This window comes from Paenibacillus sp. FSL W7-1332, assembly GCF_037969785.1.
GTDB lineage: Bacteria > Bacillota > Bacilli > Paenibacillales > Paenibacillaceae > Paenibacillus_AQ.
Window position 1 is genome coordinate 3,121,636 of record NZ_CP150209.1, and the last position, 16,074, is coordinate 3,137,709.

At 47.9% G+C, this 16,074-nt stretch carries 14 protein-coding genes; 13 read left to right on the forward strand and 1 reads right to left on the reverse strand.

Annotated elements, in window-relative coordinates:
• Positions 1–162: 162 nt before the first annotated feature.
• The 6 genes from MKX98_RS14000 (at position 163) to MKX98_RS14025 (ending at position 5,824) form a co-directional block, all read left to right on the forward strand.
• Complete coding sequence (locus MKX98_RS14000) at positions 163–1,635, forward strand: spore germination protein (protein ID WP_194542312.1); 1,473 nt, start codon at positions 163–165, stop codon at positions 1,633–1,635.
• Between the two features lie 59 nt (positions 1,636–1,694).
• The gene (locus MKX98_RS14005) at positions 1,695–2,903 is read left to right on the forward strand and encodes a Ger(x)C family spore germination protein (protein WP_339223568.1); all 1,209 of its coding nucleotides are present in this window, start codon (positions 1,695–1,697) and stop codon (positions 2,901–2,903) included.
• Positions 2,900–3,121 (forward strand): hypothetical protein, encoded by a 222-nt coding sequence (locus tag MKX98_RS14010; protein ID WP_339223570.1) that lies wholly within the window; start codon positions 2,900–2,902, stop codon positions 3,119–3,121. Before MKX98_RS14005 ends, MKX98_RS14010 begins: the two co-directional genes overlap by 4 nt.
• Before the next feature lie 21 nt (positions 3,122–3,142).
• Positions 3,143–4,237 carry an endospore germination permease gene (locus MKX98_RS14015; protein ID WP_194542315.1) on the forward strand — a complete coding sequence of 365 codons (1,095 nt, stop codon included), beginning with the start codon at positions 3,143–3,145 and terminating at the stop codon, positions 4,235–4,237.
• Between the two features lie 154 nt (positions 4,238–4,391).
• The gene (locus MKX98_RS14020; protein WP_339223572.1) at positions 4,392–5,171 is read left to right on the forward strand and encodes a MerR family transcriptional regulator; all 780 of its coding nucleotides are present in this window, start codon (positions 4,392–4,394) and stop codon (positions 5,169–5,171) included.
• Positions 5,168–5,824 carry a GAP family protein gene (locus tag MKX98_RS14025; protein ID WP_339223574.1) on the forward strand — a complete coding sequence of 219 codons (657 nt, stop codon included), beginning with the start codon at positions 5,168–5,170 and terminating at the stop codon, positions 5,822–5,824. Before MKX98_RS14020 ends, MKX98_RS14025 begins: the two co-directional genes overlap by 4 nt.
• A gap of 17 nt (positions 5,825–5,841) precedes the next feature.
• Here the strand turns inward: MKX98_RS14025 and MKX98_RS14030 are convergent, their stop codons facing one another.
• Positions 5,842–6,540: an aspartate/glutamate racemase family protein gene (locus MKX98_RS14030; RefSeq protein WP_220685549.1), complete on the reverse strand. Its 699-nt coding sequence runs from the start codon at positions 6,538–6,540 to the stop codon at positions 5,842–5,844.
• Positions 6,541–6,841: 301 nt separating this feature from the next.
• Here MKX98_RS14030 and MKX98_RS14035 point away from each other — a divergent pair, with 301 nt between their 5' ends.
• From MKX98_RS14035 to MKX98_RS14065, 7 genes are all read left to right on the forward strand, one after another.
• Positions 6,842–7,420, forward strand: coding sequence for a biliverdin-producing heme oxygenase (locus MKX98_RS14035; RefSeq protein WP_220685548.1), 579 nt, complete (start codon positions 6,842–6,844; stop codon positions 7,418–7,420).
• Positions 7,421–7,621: 201 nt separating this feature from the next.
• A complete protein-coding gene (gene metE, locus MKX98_RS14040) occupies positions 7,622–9,910 on the forward strand; it encodes a 5-methyltetrahydropteroyltriglutamate--homocysteine S-methyltransferase (RefSeq protein WP_339223576.1) in 2,289 nt (762 codons plus the stop codon).
• A gap of 285 nt (positions 9,911–10,195) precedes the next feature.
• The gene (locus MKX98_RS14045; RefSeq protein ID WP_339223577.1) at positions 10,196–11,635 is read left to right on the forward strand and encodes an N-acetylmuramoyl-L-alanine amidase; all 1,440 of its coding nucleotides are present in this window, start codon (positions 10,196–10,198) and stop codon (positions 11,633–11,635) included.
• Between the two features lie 89 nt (positions 11,636–11,724).
• On the forward strand, positions 11,725–12,423 hold the full coding sequence (locus MKX98_RS14050; RefSeq protein WP_194542321.1) for a response regulator transcription factor: 699 nt from the start codon (positions 11,725–11,727) through the stop codon (positions 12,421–12,423).
• A gap of 3 nt (positions 12,424–12,426) precedes the next feature.
• Entirely contained in the window at positions 12,427–13,884 is a 1,458-nt protein-coding gene (locus tag MKX98_RS14055) for a HAMP domain-containing sensor histidine kinase (protein ID WP_194542322.1), read from the forward strand.
• On the forward strand, positions 13,881–15,020 hold the full coding sequence (locus MKX98_RS14060; protein ID WP_339223580.1) for a WD40 repeat domain-containing protein: 1,140 nt from the start codon (positions 13,881–13,883) through the stop codon (positions 15,018–15,020). Before MKX98_RS14055 ends, MKX98_RS14060 begins: the two co-directional genes overlap by 4 nt.
• Before the next feature lie 165 nt (positions 15,021–15,185).
• The gene (locus MKX98_RS14065; protein WP_339223582.1) at positions 15,186–16,073 is read left to right on the forward strand and encodes a YwqG family protein; all 888 of its coding nucleotides are present in this window, start codon (positions 15,186–15,188) and stop codon (positions 16,071–16,073) included.
• Position 16,074: the final 1 nt, after the last annotated feature.

Genomic DNA, 16,074 nt, shown 5'->3' on the forward strand with positions numbered 1-16,074 from the left:
TCTTCAAGAGGCGTTTTATTTTGAACGAATTCACTTCAAGGACCTGTCTCAAAAAGTATATAATATCCAACTGCGGGAACAGTAGAGGAAAAGATAAATGAAGGTAATTGAATTCCTTGTAAGGCAAAGCTGACCATGAGGGAAAAACGAGGAGTCGTTTACATGACGGAGAACACCACACGCAATCATGTTTCACAAGAAAAATTGCCGGTTTCCATCGCGCAATTTATCGAAAATATGAAGAGTCGATTCGGGCAGAGCGGAGATATCATATACAGAGAGTTAATTGTGGGGGCTATCCCTACGGTGATGGTTTACATTGAAGGGATGGGAGATCCTCATCTTTTAATAGAAGCAATTCATAAGGATTTACCGCTATTCATTGAATTCCCCTATCAAACCCCGGAAGAACGTATGAGAATGCTGAAGGAACTGACGATAACGATGGGGAAAGTGGGGGAAGCTCGAACCTATCAAGAGGTTGAAAAGAAACTGTTGTCCGGGAATACGATCGTCTTCATGGATGGAACATCCACCTCGCTCTATGTGGGTACTGAAACACTGAAGCAGCGCGCAGTTGAAGACGCGACTTCTCAATCCGTGGTAAGAGGTCCGAGGGAAGGTTTTACTGAATCCCTCCGCGAGAATACGGCCTTAGTCCGGCGGAGAATTCAGAGCCCTAAGCTGCGCATTGAAGAAAGAACTGTAGGCGAGCACACCAATACGCAATTGGCCGTGATGTACATGGACGGTTTATGTGATGTCGATGTACTCAATGAGCTGCGCAGAAGACTGAATGCAATCAAGCTGGACAGCGTCCTGGAGAGCAATTATATCGAAGAGATGATACAGGACCATCGATACAGTCCTTTTCCGACGGTATATAATTCAGAGCGGCCCGATGTTATTGCTTCTGCAGTACTGGAAGGGCGAGTTGCTATTTTTGTGGAAGGTACGCCGTTTGTATTGGTGGTTCCGGCACTGTTCGTACAACTGTTTCAATCGAGCGAGGACTATTACCAACGCTGGGATTTTGCCAGCTTGGTTCGACTACTTCGATACTTATGCTTCGGAATAGCGCTTCTTACCCCCTCATTATATATTGCGATCACTACGTTTCATCAGGAAATGCTTCCGACCAACTTGCTGACAAGTTTGATCGGTCAACGCGAAGGGGTGCCATTCCCCGCATTTATTGAGGCGTTGATTATGGAAATCACGTTTGAAATTTTGCGCGAGGCCGGGATTCGATTGCCTAAATCGATCGGCCAATCCGTTTCCATCGTTGGCACTTTGGTTATTGGACAGGCCGCCGTTGAAGCGGGTCTTGTATCGGCCGCGATGGTGATCGTTGTGTCCATGACGGCGATTGCCAATTTTGCCCTTCCGGCTTTTAATATTGGGATCTCGGTCCGGATATTGAGATTTGGGTTAATGGGAATAGCAGCGTCATTCGGATTGTATGGAATGATAATCGGAATGATTATGATTGGACTCCACCTGTGCAGTCTGCAGTCCATGGGGGTTCCTTATATGTCTTCTTTTGCACCTATACGCTGGCGGAGCCAGAAGGATGCATTGTTGCGATTGTCACGCCACAGTATGAAGAAATACTTGTCCAAATCCAAGACATGAGCCGTCTTTTTACGTCATGACTCGAATTCTTTATTTTAGACAGATGGGACTGGTTATGGATGTGGGAAAGAAAAGTACTTACAGTCCTGCTTATAGTCAATTTAGCCATAACGCCTGGATGCTGGAGCAAAAAAGAACTGAATGAGCTTGCCGTCGTCATGGCACTTGGAATCGATACCCACGAGAATGGGTACGCCGTTTCAGCTCAAGTGCTCAATTCCAGTGAGACGGGGTCCAAAAAAGGCGGATCCATGGGGAGTCTTCCGGTCGTAACCTACAAGTCAGTGGGTAAAACCATCCCCGATGCCCTTCAGCGCATGCTGAGCATGGCACCTCGGATGCCGTATCTGTCCCATGTCCGGGTGTTGGTATTTGGGGAAGATTTGGCCCGGCTAGGGGTCAGCGACGTGCTCGATTATATCTCCCGGAACCATCAGCTTCGAACGGATTTCTTCATGCTCGTTGCCAAAAACGGGAAAGCCTCTGACATCCTGGAGGTCGTTACGCCATTCGAGTATGTTCCGGCAAATTCGCTCTATTCCTCGATTCTGATATCGCAGAAAAAATGGGCAGCGACGGGTAAAGTTACATTGCAGCAGTTTGTGACGGAGTTAAAGCGAAGCGGCTCAGACCCTGTATTATCCGGAGTCCAGTTAAACGGCAGTTTAGCAGAAGCACAGTCTCTGGAGAATGTGAAGCAAATCAGTCCTTCAACGCTGCTTCAACATACGGGATTAGGCGTGTTTAAAGGGGACCGGTTAGTGGGATGGCTGGGGGAACCGCCTAGCAAGGCCGTCAATTATGTCTTGAATAGAGTCGACAACACGGCGGGATATATTTCATGTCCGGACGGAGGCATCGTCGGGTTTGGGGTGAACCGGGCAGACACATCGCTTGATGTTACGCTCAATTCGAAGGGGATCCCTGAATTTTCAGCCGAATTGGAGATCGAAGCGGATGTGAACGCCGTTCAATGTCCGATTGATATCAGTCGACCTGCCGTCATCGACGAATTAGAGAAGGATATCGAAGATAAATATAACACCAATATCTCGAAGCATATCGGGCTGGTGCAGCAGCGTTATGGATCCGATGTTTTTGGATTCGGTGAGGTCCTGCACCGAAAATATCCGGATGTTTGGAAAAAATACCGGGATCATTGGGGAGAAAGCTTTAAAACGATGAATATCCGCGTGGATGCAGATGTAGCGATCCGGCGGATCGGATCCATCATACAACTCATAAACCAAAAGGTGGATGAGCCGTGAATTGGCATTGGTTATTCATATTGTTCCTGTCCATCGTGCTCGTTACGGAAACCCGGCAACTGCTGAAGCTTCGCTCCCTCAAGGACTTGGTTGTGTTCTATGCGGTATGGGGAGTGACCTTGCTGGCCTTGATCGGGGATATGATGGAGGTACCTTATTTAAGGCCGCTGGACTGGATCGGCGTCTTAATGCAACCGCTGAACAGGTTGATCTCATAACGAAGAAGGGTATGGTTGTACGTGATTAAATACAAAGATATCGCCGCACGGCAATTTTTTATACTGGCCTTTGGCTTGACCATCGGAACCTCGATCCTGGTGACCCCCACCGGATTAGCGCATACCGCACGGGAAGATGCGTGGATGGCTTCCCTCTTCAGTATCCTCATTAATCTCCTTATGGTTGTGCTGTACTTAGCCATCGCGCGTGTCTATCCTGGCCAAACGATCTTTGAGATCCATGAGAAGGTTTTGGGGAAGCTGCTGGGAAAGATTCTCTCGCTGCTCTACCTTTTTTATTTTTTGATTCTTACGGGCACATTGCTTGGCAACTTGGGTTTTTTCCTGAGCAGCGAGATGATGCCGGAGACGCCGATCGAGGCTATCCAAATCTTATTCTTGATAGCGGCCGTCATGTGCGCCAGGATGGGCATCATTCTTTTGGCCCGTGTCAGTGAATTGATGTTTCCGTGGATTGTATTTCTGTTCTTGGTCCTTGTCCTCTCGCTGATTCCCCAGATCGATTGGAACCATATCAAGCCTATGCTTGAGGAGGGCTGGATGCCAGTTGCCAAGGCCGGATTCCATTCCTCCATGTTTCAGGAACTGATTGTGCTGATGACCTTTTTGCCCCTGGTTAAGGGGGAGAGGAAAGCGGGGAAGGCATTGATGTGGGGAGCCGCTGCAGGCGGGATCGTGCTCGGCATTACCGTCCTGCTCAGCGTGCTGGTTTTGGGCATTGAGCAGACGGAGAATAGCACGTTTCCGGCATTTGCACTTGCGAAGACGATCAACTTAGGAAACTTTTTCCAACGTGTGGAAGGCATATTGATTACACTTTGGATCCTGACTTTTTTTATCAAGATCTCTCTCTTGTATCTTTCGATTCTTCAAGGCATGAAGACCGTGTTCGGACTAAAGGAACAAAATCCGTTAATCTATCCATTGTCCGTGCTGTTTGTGATCGTGGCCTGGAATACATACATCAACACCATCTATGTTGCCGATATCATTCAGAACGTGTGGTCAAGCTATGCGCTCCTCCATTTGCTGGTGATTCCCATCGGACTCTATCTGATTGGCTTAACCAGAACAAAAATCATCAAGCTGAAGTGAATTCCATTCTGCATTAGAACAAAGCCCGATAACTCGGGCATTTTTTGTACCGGCTGCATCAAACTACAATGGTCATATTTTTCGTAAAAAAGCTTGAAAGTGACGTAGCGTCATCCTGTATAGTGAAGTTATCGAGACTTTAGGAAAGCAGGTGATGAAGTTGATTCCCATTCAAGATTTATCCAAGCAGACGGGGATTACGGTAAGAACGCTGCGCTATTATGACCAGATTGGCCTGCTGATTCCTGCCGCCAAAACACCGGGCAAGCATCGTATATACAGTGAAGAGGAATTAAAGAAGCTGCAGCAAATCCAGTTTCTGAAGAGGCTGGGCTTTAGTTTGCAAGAAATATCGGATATGATTTCCAACCCGGAATGGAACTGGTCCACCAGCCTGATAAATCAGTTGGACATTGTAATGAACGAACAAAAAAAGCTGAACCAGATGGAATCGGCGCTGCGAGCCGTGCTTCACAGCATTGCGATGGAAGGTGAGACAAGCTGGGACGTCGTTCAGAAATTGATTCACCTCTCCGGAAGAGACCCATCGTTAAAGCACTCGATAAGGCAGCAGATGTTTGAGAAGCGCGAAGTAGAGTTGTTAAGTCTACTCCCTAATATGAACAGCACGGATCCCGACTCTCTCGAGTGGATCGCTCTGTTGGGGCAGCTCAAAAGGCGGATGCAGGACGGTCCCGATTCACCGGATGTGCAGCGAATTGTCCGACGGATGGATGAGAAACGACTTGAGGTATTTGAAGATGAAGATCCCTTCATCGATAAGCTGTGGGAGATCCGTAAATCACCGGCGCAGTCCGAGCAGATGGGATTATATCCCATCGAGGATGCCCTTCTTCAGTTCATGGAACAGGCATTCGAAATTTATGCATTACGCAAGGACAAAGAACAAGTAGAAGAGGGGGAGACATCTTGACGTTGGAACTGCTGCTCTCCATTGGAGCCTTATCCCTCTTGGACATGCTGAGTCCAGCTACGCTTGGCGTAACAGTGTATTTGCTCTTGACCGAACGGGATCGGTTAATCCCCCGTTTATTCATTTATTTATTAACAGTGGGAGGCTTCTACTTCCTGGTAGGCGCTGCGCTTATGCTGGGTTTGGATGCCGTTTTGCAATCCGTAACCGGCATTTTTCAAAATCGAACGGTAAGCTGGATCATGACCGTTGTCGGCGGTGTCCTGTTTGTCGCCAGTTTCTTGATCCCCACGAAAAAAACATCCGAGCCGCGCCGTCCAAGATCCAAAAGCTTCGGAGCCATGATCGGACTTGGATTCACGACGTCCTTGCTGGAGGTAGCAACAGCCCTTCCGTACTTTGCGGCTATCGGGCTGATGACTACGGCTCAGTTAACAACGGTTCAATGGATGCCCATCCTGGCTGCATACAATATCGTGATGGTGCTGCCTCCAATCCTATTGCTTGGATTACACCTCGTATTCGGCCGCATGATGCAGCGTCCGCTCGAGAAGCTGCGCCTGAAAATCGCGCAGAGCTCCGGATCGATTCTGTCATGGGTATTGTGTATTGCCGGGCTGATTCTGGTGCTGAAAAGCAAAGATAACTTGTAACGATATCCAATTATGAATTAAGAGTCTGCTTCCAATGATTTATGAACAGCTCTATTTGCATGTATGGAGGTTGTATCAAAGAGTGGAATATTGGAATCCTCGGGTTTTACTAATAATCCGATCTCCGTACATCCTAGAATAATTCCTTCGGCACCATCTTGAATCAGCCGTTCAATAACTTCTTTATAGTGGGCTTTTGAATCCGATTGGATGTTACCGAGACATAATTCCTCGTATATCACTTTATTTACGATCTCACGATCTTGTTCATTGGGGATGAGCACTTGAATACCACTAGATTCTATTCGTTGCTTATAAAAATTCTGCTCCATGGTATATTTGGTTCCAAGCAAGCCTACTGTACGAATCCCATGTTCATGGATTTGATTTGCCGTAGCATCGGCAATGTGCAGCACAGGAATTCTTATTCTTTCTTCTATATAATCTAGTACCATGTGCATCGTGTTGGAGCATATCACAATAAAATCGGCGCCGCCCTTTTCTAATGAAAGTGCAACTTCACCTAATGTTTCACCGGCTTTTTTCCAATTCCCCTCGGATTGATAGCGTTCAATCTCTTCGAAGTTCACGCTGTACATAAGGCATTTGGCCGAGTGGAGGCCACCCAATTGGCTTCTCACCTGCTCATTTATCATTCTGTAGTATTCAATGGAGGATTCCCAGCTCATTCCCCCGATTAGTCCAATTGTCTTCATAGATAAGCTCCTTTACAGTCCGAAGTAAACTTATTATAGGGTGTTTCATACATGCAAAACAAATGTTATCTCTGTATCCGTTACAAGGTGTTCATAACCGAGGTAATGCACTGAAGAGATGATTGAATTTGTTCTCTTAAGGGAATGATATCGGGCACCTTTGAGCCTGCTATGTATTCATCGTATTCTCGTTATGATATATTAATCGCAGGGTTCAAGACTGACCGATACCTAATTGTAGCGGTTTGTTACAGATGTGCTTGTCCTTGCATTACAGCCTGAGACATTGAGGGGGTTATCCATGAGCACGCGGATTTTAGAACGGATAAGAGAAGAGACGGCAGCCCAGCATGAACGAATCGAACAGAATCCATACGCCAAAGCTGCCTTCGATCAGACCTTGAACATAGATCAATATCGGTCTTATTTAGCGAAATTTTACGGATTTATTAAACCGGCCGAAGAGCAACTGATGGCAGAGGGTGCCGTGAACCATCTTGGTTTGGATCTGGAAATCCGAACGAAATCGAACCTATTGGAAGAAGATCTTATTCATCTAGGAATGACTCCTGATGAGATTGCACAATTGCCACTGTGCAGCCGATTGCCAGAGCTGAGCAGCCAAGCACGAATATTGGGATATCTGTATGTTATTGAGGGATCCACACTTGGTGGCCAAGTCATTACGAAACAATTGATGAAGTTCTTGCCGCTGAGTCCGGAGTCGGGTCTACGTTATTTCTATGCATATGGTCAAGAGACCAAGCCAAGATGGATCGAAATCCGGGAAGCGCTGCTCAATGCCGCGGAGGATCCTGATGAGATTATAGATTCGGCTAAAGAAACTTTTCGTTTGCTGGATGCTTGGATCAGAGAATAGGCATATTAGGAAACCATAGAGACACCTTGATGAAAAACCGCGTTCTGCGGTTTTTTTGCATTGAAGCGAAACAAGCATTACACGCATACCAATCTTGCTATAGCCATAGGCTATAACTAGATATAGCTTATATGAGTTACACTATACCGATCAATACATGATATCTTTCTTGTAACAATTTGTATAGGAGGTGTTACATAGATGGCAAAAAGCAGTGTACTGGGATATCCGCGTATTGGCGCTGATCGGGAATGGAAGAAAGCCTTGGAAGCATTCTGGGCAGGCAAGCTGGAAGAATCGGAGTTTCACGGGCAGCTGCAGGAGATTCGGTTGAATCATTTACGGAAGCAGCAGGAGAGCGGGATCGATCTTATTGCGGTTAATGATTTTAGTTATTATGATCATGTTCTGGATACGGCGACGATGTTTGGCATCGTACCGAAACGCTTCTCTTATGAGGGCGGCGTTGTGCCATTGTCTGTATATTATGGCATTGCACGCGGAACGAAGGATGCTACGGCAAGTGAAATGACCAAGTGGTTTAATACCAATTATCACTATATCGTGCCTGAATTGGATGGGGCTGCACCGGTACTGACGGAAAACAGACCCCTTGCAGCCTATCGGGAGGCCAAGGAGAAACTTGGAATAGAAGGCAAGCCGGTTATTGTCGGACCGCTCACCTTCCTGAAGTTGTCCAAAGGGTATCAGTCGTCGGAAACGGATGCTTGGCTGGAAAAATTGTTACCGCTCTACGTACAAATTCTTCAGGAGCTTGCCCAAGAAGGCGTTCAATGGGTACAGATCGATGAGCCGATACTCGTTACAAAATTAAGCGATGCCGATCTTAAGCGGTTAACCCGCGTCTATGAAACGTTTGCGGCTTCGGCACCGGGATTGAACATCATGCTGCAAACCTATTTTGAGTCCGTTGAAAACTATCAGGATATTATCCAGCTTCCGGTTAGCGGCATCGGTCTTGACCTGGTGCACGGATACCAAGGCAATATGCAAGCCATTAAACAGTCAGGGTTTCCTGCGAATAAGGTGTTGGGCGCCGGCATAATCGACGGACGGGGTATTTGGAAGGCGTCTCTTCGCGAGAAGCTGTCACAATTGGAAGAGCTGACGAAATACGTAGCCCCTGAACGCCTGATCGTTCAATCTTCGTGCAGCTTGCTGCATGTTCCGGTGACGGTGAGCAGCGAAACGAAATTGCAGCCAGAATTGAAAGGAGCGCTCGCCTTTGCAGACGAGAAGCTGAGTGAACTGGTTCTTTTGACAAAAGCAATCTCCACAGGAGCAGCCCGAATCACTAAGGAACTGGAAGCATGCGATGCTGCGCTTCAGGCGCTGAAACAATCCGGAGAGCGGAATCGCCATGACATTCAGCAGGCAGTTGCTGAGATTAGTTCACAGAATCCGGTTCGCAGTCTGCCGTTTGCGGAGCGTCATGTCGCTCAACAGAACAAATGGCAGCTGCCGATTTTTCCGACCACGACAATCGGCAGCTTCCCGCAATCAGCCGAGGTGCGCAAGGCACGTCAGGCGTGGCGTAAGGGAGAGTGGAGCCATGAGCAGTATGAGCGCTTCATTCAAGAGCAAATCGATGTTTGGATCAAGCTGCAGGAAGAGATTGGCCTTGATGTGCTTGTGCATGGGGAGTTCGAAAGAACGGATATGGTTGAATTCTTCGGAGAGAAGCTTGGAGGTTTTGCCTTCACTCAGTTTGGATGGGTTCAGTCCTACGGCTCACGCTGCGTAAAACCGCCTGTGATCTTCGGGGATGTGGCATTCGAAAAACCGATGACGGTGGAGGAAACGAAATATGCACAATCGAAGACGGACCGGCCCGTGAAAGGGATGCTAACCGGCCCGATTACGATTATGAACTGGTCGTTCGTTCGCGAAGATATCTCGCGGGAACAAATTGCCTATCAACTGGCTTATGCCCTAAGACAGGAAGTAGAGGCGCTGGAGCAGGCGGGCATCGGGATGATTCAGGTGGATGAACCAGCGGTGCGCGAAGGGTTGCCGCTTAAGGAGGAAGATCAAGCGGAGTATCTCGCTTGGGCTGTTAAAGCCTTCCGCATGACCACATGCACGGTTCAGCCGACTACGCAAATTCATACGCATATGTGTTACTGCGAATTCCATGACATGATCGATTCGATCGAGGCGATGGATGCCGATGTCATCTCGATTGAAACTTCGCGCAGTCATGGCGAGCTGATTCATAGCTTCGAGGTCAATACGTACAGATTAGGGATCGGACTAGGCGTGTATGATATCCACAGTCCGCGGGTACCTCGAGTGGAAGAGATGACAAGCATGATCGAGCGTGCACTGCGGGTCCTGGATCCGAAGCTGTTCTGGATCAATCCGGACTGTGGCCTCAAAACACGCGGTAAGGAAGAAACGGTTGCATCCCTTCGTAACATGGTTCAAGCCACGGAGATCGCTCGCTCGTCCTATTCGCTGAACGTGTAACCGTCAATATGGCCAGGTGGGCCGATTAATGAATCGTAAAGTTAAGATAGAAGCAAGCTGCATTGGCAGCCTGCTTCTTTTTTTTACTAATCAATGCAGCTATTTGAAAGATTTGCTTCTAGAACAGGATCCGAGGGACGTCTATATGTCTATGAAACTCCTGTCATTAGCATAGAGTAACGTTGGACACAAGTTGTTGACATCTTGGTAAAATCGTTGTCACATCCGGCGATTATATTCTTCTTATGGAATCGTATCTAGCACGATCACCAAGAAGGAGGAACCATGATCTATCACAAGAAAAGAAAGAAACTTACCAGAGTCTTTTATATTCTATTTATTGCAATCCTGCTTATCGTCGGCTTCAAATTGGCATGGCACGTCGGTTCATCAACGGTAGAGTTGATGCCGGCATCATCTGCTAGAGTTGCAGATAACTATAAGACGCTTCCTGCCGTGCCCAATCATCAAGAAACATTTCGGATCGTCATCGATCCAGGCCACGGGGGAAAGGATCCTGGAGCTACAGGAGTCAGCGGCGCATATGAGAAGGCGTTCAATCTGTCCCTTGCCGGACGGGTTGCTGCCCTTCTTGAGGAGGATCCTATGTTTGAGCCTCTCTTGACACGAACGTATGACCAATTCATAGAATTGGAGGAGCGGGGAGCGATCGCGAATGATGGGAATGCGGATGCCTTCATCTCCATCCATGGCAACACCTATACGGATCCTATGGTATCAGGAACAGAAACCTTATACCGAAACCAGGACAGCATTCCATTGGCCCAAGCTGTTCAAACGCATTTGGCGCAGGGAATTGGACTCCGTGATCGCGGCGTAAAGGAAGAACAACTAAAAGTGCTAGGTACACCCAAGATGCCCGCAGTGCTTGTTGAAGTTGGATATCTTACCAATGCGGAGGATGAGGATTTCCTGCTGAGCGATGAAGGACAAGACCTTGCCGCGCTGGCAATAGTCGATGGACTCAGATCATATTTTTTAGAATCGCAGGAGCTCTCGCTTGAACACCAAGAAACGGATGATTTAGATGAAAAAAGATCGCCCGATACCACTCAAAGCGGAATTCGGTCCATGGAGAAGAAGGTGTATTTTAATGGTTCAGCGAAAGACGGCAAACAGGTTGCTTTAACGTTTGATGATGGCCCGGATGCCATAGTAACACCCAAGATTCTGGATATTTTAAAGGAAAACGAGATTAAAGCTACCTTTTTCTTGCTGGGAGATCGGGCTGAGGCTCATCCTGAGATTGCCCGGCGAATTGTTGAGGAAGGCCATGCCATAGGGAATCATTCCTGGTCACATCCCAACTTCAAGGAGTTATCCATGGACGAAGCGATGAAGCAGGTCATGGATACACAGGAGGAACTGAACGACATCATTGGTTATCGGCCATCCTTATTCAGGCCGCCGTATGGCGCATTGGATAAGGACATGGAGCAAGCCATCCAGAATAAGGATCTAGCCATTGTAAACTGGTCTGTAGATACGATGGATTGGTCAGGTGTGCCTGCTCAGGAGATCATGAGGATCATCCACAATCAGTTGAAGCCAGGAGGCATCATTCTTCAGCATTCCGCAAACGGTAAGAATCATCTTGCCAACACCATTGAGGCACTAACATTGTTAATACCTGATTTGAAGAATCAAGGATATTCTTTTGTCACCGTACCGGATCTGCTGCATTTGCCTGAATCACAGACATAATATGCTTGTAGGTGATCAGGTTATCATAACTGTGGGGATATGCTAAAATCGAATCATCAAATAGCTTGTGAATTAGGAATGGAGATTTCATGAAAAAAACAAAAATTCTCATTATCGAAGATGAGGAGCCGATCGCCGATCTGCTGGCCTATGGCCTCGCGATGGAGGGTTTTGAAACCCGTACCGCGGCCAGCGGTGCCGCAGGCTTTAGGGAGCTTGCGGCATTTCATCCCGATCTGCTCCTTCTGGATTGGATGCTGCCCGACCAAAGCGGGCTCGATATATGCAAAAAAGTAACAACGGACTATAACATCCCCATATTCATGATTACGGCAAAATCCGACATCACGGATAAAGTGCTTGGGCTAGAATTTGGTGCCGATGACTACATTACGAAGCCCTTCGATCTGAGGGAGGTGGTCGCCCGAATTCGCACGATCCTCCGACGGCTGGATCAGGCGAACCAAGGGGATAGGGGAGGAATGCCGGAAGCCGTGATCCGCTTTAGGGCTATCGAAATCGTAATGGAAGAGCGACTGGTCAAGAAAGACGGAAGACCGGTTGATCTTACGCCGAAGGAATTCGACCTGCTCATGACCATGTACGGTCACCGGGGGAAGATTTATACTCGCTCGGAACTGCTGGATTTAGTCTGGGGTTATGATTTCATGGGGGATACGCGGACGGTGGATACGCATATTCAGAGGCTCCGCAAAAAACTGGATGCCGGCGATTTGATCACAACCGTATTCGGCATCGGCTATAAATTCGAGAAGCAGGCGGAATAAGAGATGATCCGGACCATCAGAGCCAAGTTTATTGTTGGTTTTTTTGTGATATTCAGTCTGTCGTTCCTCGTACTCAATCAAACTGTCAAGGAGATCATTCGGACAAGCAATCAGAAGATCGTAACTTCCGATCTGGTTGGACTTAAAAACAACAGCAATGTATATGTAAGGCAAGCTTTCCTTATCAATCATTTTACGAACAATAAGCTTTATTTCGGGCAGATGGCCGAGGAAATGGTGAATGATTTGAAGCATGCTACCTCTAGCCATGTCAGCGCGTACACCGTCGACGGCAAGTTATTGTTCTCATCGGACGAGAGAAGATTCTCGGGACCCTCGGATGCGGATCTTCGCCAAGCGATCGAGGGAAAGACGGCCTATACCATCACCTATGGTCGAAACAGCGGAACCGTTCTCTATTCATATCCGGTTATCATCGATGGAGTCAAGGTGGGCATATTGAGGTTTACCAAGGATTTTACCCTGCTCTACGAACAAAGCGGCCGGATCATGGACATTATTTTCTACATTGCGCTTGCCATCTTCGGGGCAGCGTTCCTGTTCTCGTACCTGCTGTCCAGGAATATCACCATACCGCTAGTGAAGCTTACCCGCGCTTCCACTGAAGTAAAGAACGGGAACCTGGATGTTCGAATCCGATTCCGGCGAAGAGATGAAATTGGCAAACTGGCTCTGAATTTCAATGACATGATCGACCGGATCGGCAGCCAGATATCCACGATTGAGCGTGACCGGGATCGCTTGAAGGAGCTAAATGCGCAGGAGAAACGTTTTTTTGACAATGTGACCCATGAACTCAAAACGCCGCTCACCTCCATTCTGGGTTATGCCGAGATCATTCGGGAGAAAGGGGATGACGATCGGGAGTTCTTCGATAAGGGCATGAATCACATCGTTGAAGAGAGTCGACGTCTGCATGGCATGGTGCTAAGGCTGTTGGAAGTATCACAGCACAACGCTGGAGAAGAGGATGTAGAGCTTGTGGATTCGGGAAAAATTCTGCGCGATGTAGTTGACTCCATGTCGTTCCGGGCCAAGCGCTATAAAAAGAGCATCGTTTGCGAAGCAGAGGAAGGTTCCTTCGTGCTTGGCCAGCCTGATCGGCTGCGCCAGCTCTTTATCAATCTTCTGGATAATGCCATCAAATATAGTGCCGCCCAATCGGAAATTACCGTCAAGGCTGAGCGTGTGGACGGAAGCGTTCGTTATACCTTCGATAATCCCGGAGAGCCCATACCGGAACACGAGCTCGCAAACGTCTTCCAGCCGTTCTACTCGGTGAGCCAGAAGCAGAAGGAAGAAGGCAGTGTGGGACTGGGCCTCAGTATCGTTAAATCCATCGTCGATGATCACGGCGGAACCATCCGTATCGTCAGCGAGAAGTTTCATACTGTCGTCAATGTTGAAATTCCTTATGTAAAGGCGGGGGCTGTCCAATGAGATATCGATATAAACGTTTTAAATTATGCTATGCTCTTGCCTTGATTTTACTGACCGGCTGTGCAAGCGGACTGCAATCAGAGACCGTCATTATCCCCAGCGCGGAATCGGATCAAGCCGTGGACGAGGGAAGCCGGCCATTCCAAGTGAAGACGATTTATCGAATGCCAGAATCTAAGGATCCAGTTGAATGGCTCGGCTGGTCAGCATCCAAGTCGGTGGTCGGTCTTTTTTATGAAACCGAAGCAGTGGACGCGGCGAAATTGAGCTTGCAGCGTTTTTCATCCCCATACGAGCGAGTTGACCATACATTAGAGATTGAAATGAATAAGCTTTCCTATCAATTGTCCCCCAATGGAAAATATGTTTCGGGAATTGCCAAGACGGAGGAGGGCGTTTTTCTGCAATTGATAGCATATCCGGGCGGGGAGGTGGAAAGCCTCGAAGCTACGACAGATGCCAATCAGGAGCTTTGGTTTGAGGAACCGACTTGGTCCGGCAACAGCCGGTTTGTAAGCTATATGGTGATGGAATCAAACAAAAGGCAGTCCAGCATCGGGATTTTTGATACGGAATCGGAATCGGCACGTGTTTATCGGCTGAAGGGTCTTGAAACGGAAGCCCTTCCTTTCAAGGTGATCGTCTCGGATGACGGGAAAATGGCGCTCATCGTTCTGGACGAATACGGTCACGGTCGTCGAATTGCTATGGGTGCCGTCAACGGCAATGCGATTGATGTTCAGTATGAGCATGATATCGGCACAGACCAAGCCGCATGGTTGAACGATGATCAATTCGTATTCTTAGGAACGGAGGGAACCTTGTACGTATATGACCGCAGAAATCATGAGCTGTCCATTCTGCTGGAGAAGGTGGATAGCTATGAGTTCTCGAAGGATCGCAAATATGTCGCCTATTCCCAGAACGGGGAGAATACAATTTATGCAGGTAAGCTTCAAGGGAAGAATATACTGAGCGCAGAACCCATCTATCATGGGGTCATACCTTCTAAGATGTATTGGAGTCCGGACCATCGCCGGCTTCTCGTGAACGGCCGCAAAAATTATGTCAAAGAGCAGGGGCCGGTTGCGATCGGACCGACAGAACATCAGCCATTTATAATCGAATTCAAGTAAAGGTTGAGGTATCTTTGACCACCTATATATTCTTCGCTCTGCGGCAGATTGAACGATAGGCGTTCGATTTGCCGCTTTTTCTCTTTAAGGATGAGTAGGGAATCGTGCAAACCCCCGTTTTTTGTTATGATTATTACTAAACTTTGAATAGAAGAGGAACAAGACATGCAGTTAAATGAACACAACTTGATCAAGATGCAAAGCATCATCAAGGAACACCAATTTGAACATGCAGCTGACTATTTAATCGAACATACGCGCCAAGGCATACGATTATCCAAAAAGGGAGTGGAGGACTATGCCAGGCCATGCCATTCACGGATTGGCGGCGATCCGGATCTTCCCGAAGAAATTGAATGGCCACTGACTTCGGATGGAACACCGATGACCTTTTTGGCACAGCTGCAGTTGAGGGATGTGGCAGCTCATGATGCCACCGCTTCGCTTCCACTGGGCGGAATGCTGTATTTCTTCATTGGCGTTGATGAACCTGCCTATAATATTGAACATCGGGCTCTGTATCTGACAGAGGATCAGACGGCGGCTGCGGTTCGACGCCAGGCTCCTGAGGAAACCACGTTAGAAGAAGAGTTCACCGGCTACCGTATTGAAGCCAGAGCTACGCTTGAGCCTCCTAATTACGCATATGTGGATGACGCAATCGTCGAGGATGAGGAGCACGATTTTGAATCTTATGAGGACCTGTGTCATCAATTGACTGGACTGGAATCTGACGACATTGCAACGATCTTTGGCTATCCCTCTACCCAGCACGCAGATTGTGAGCATGAGGCCGCTTTAATGCTGCTAACCGGATCCGAGTACAATTACTCCATGGAGGCGGCTATGCAGCAGATCACTGATCATTGCGGCGGCAACGCGGAGCAAGCCCAGCAGGAAATTCGGGATACGTTGCTGCTGCTGGCGATCGATTCGGACGACGATGTAGGTTTTTGCTGGTGGGATGCGGGTGAACTGCAATTTTACATTCGAAAAGAGGACTTGCTGGCCGGAAATTTCGAGCGCACGTATTGTTCGCTATACTCAAGCTGAA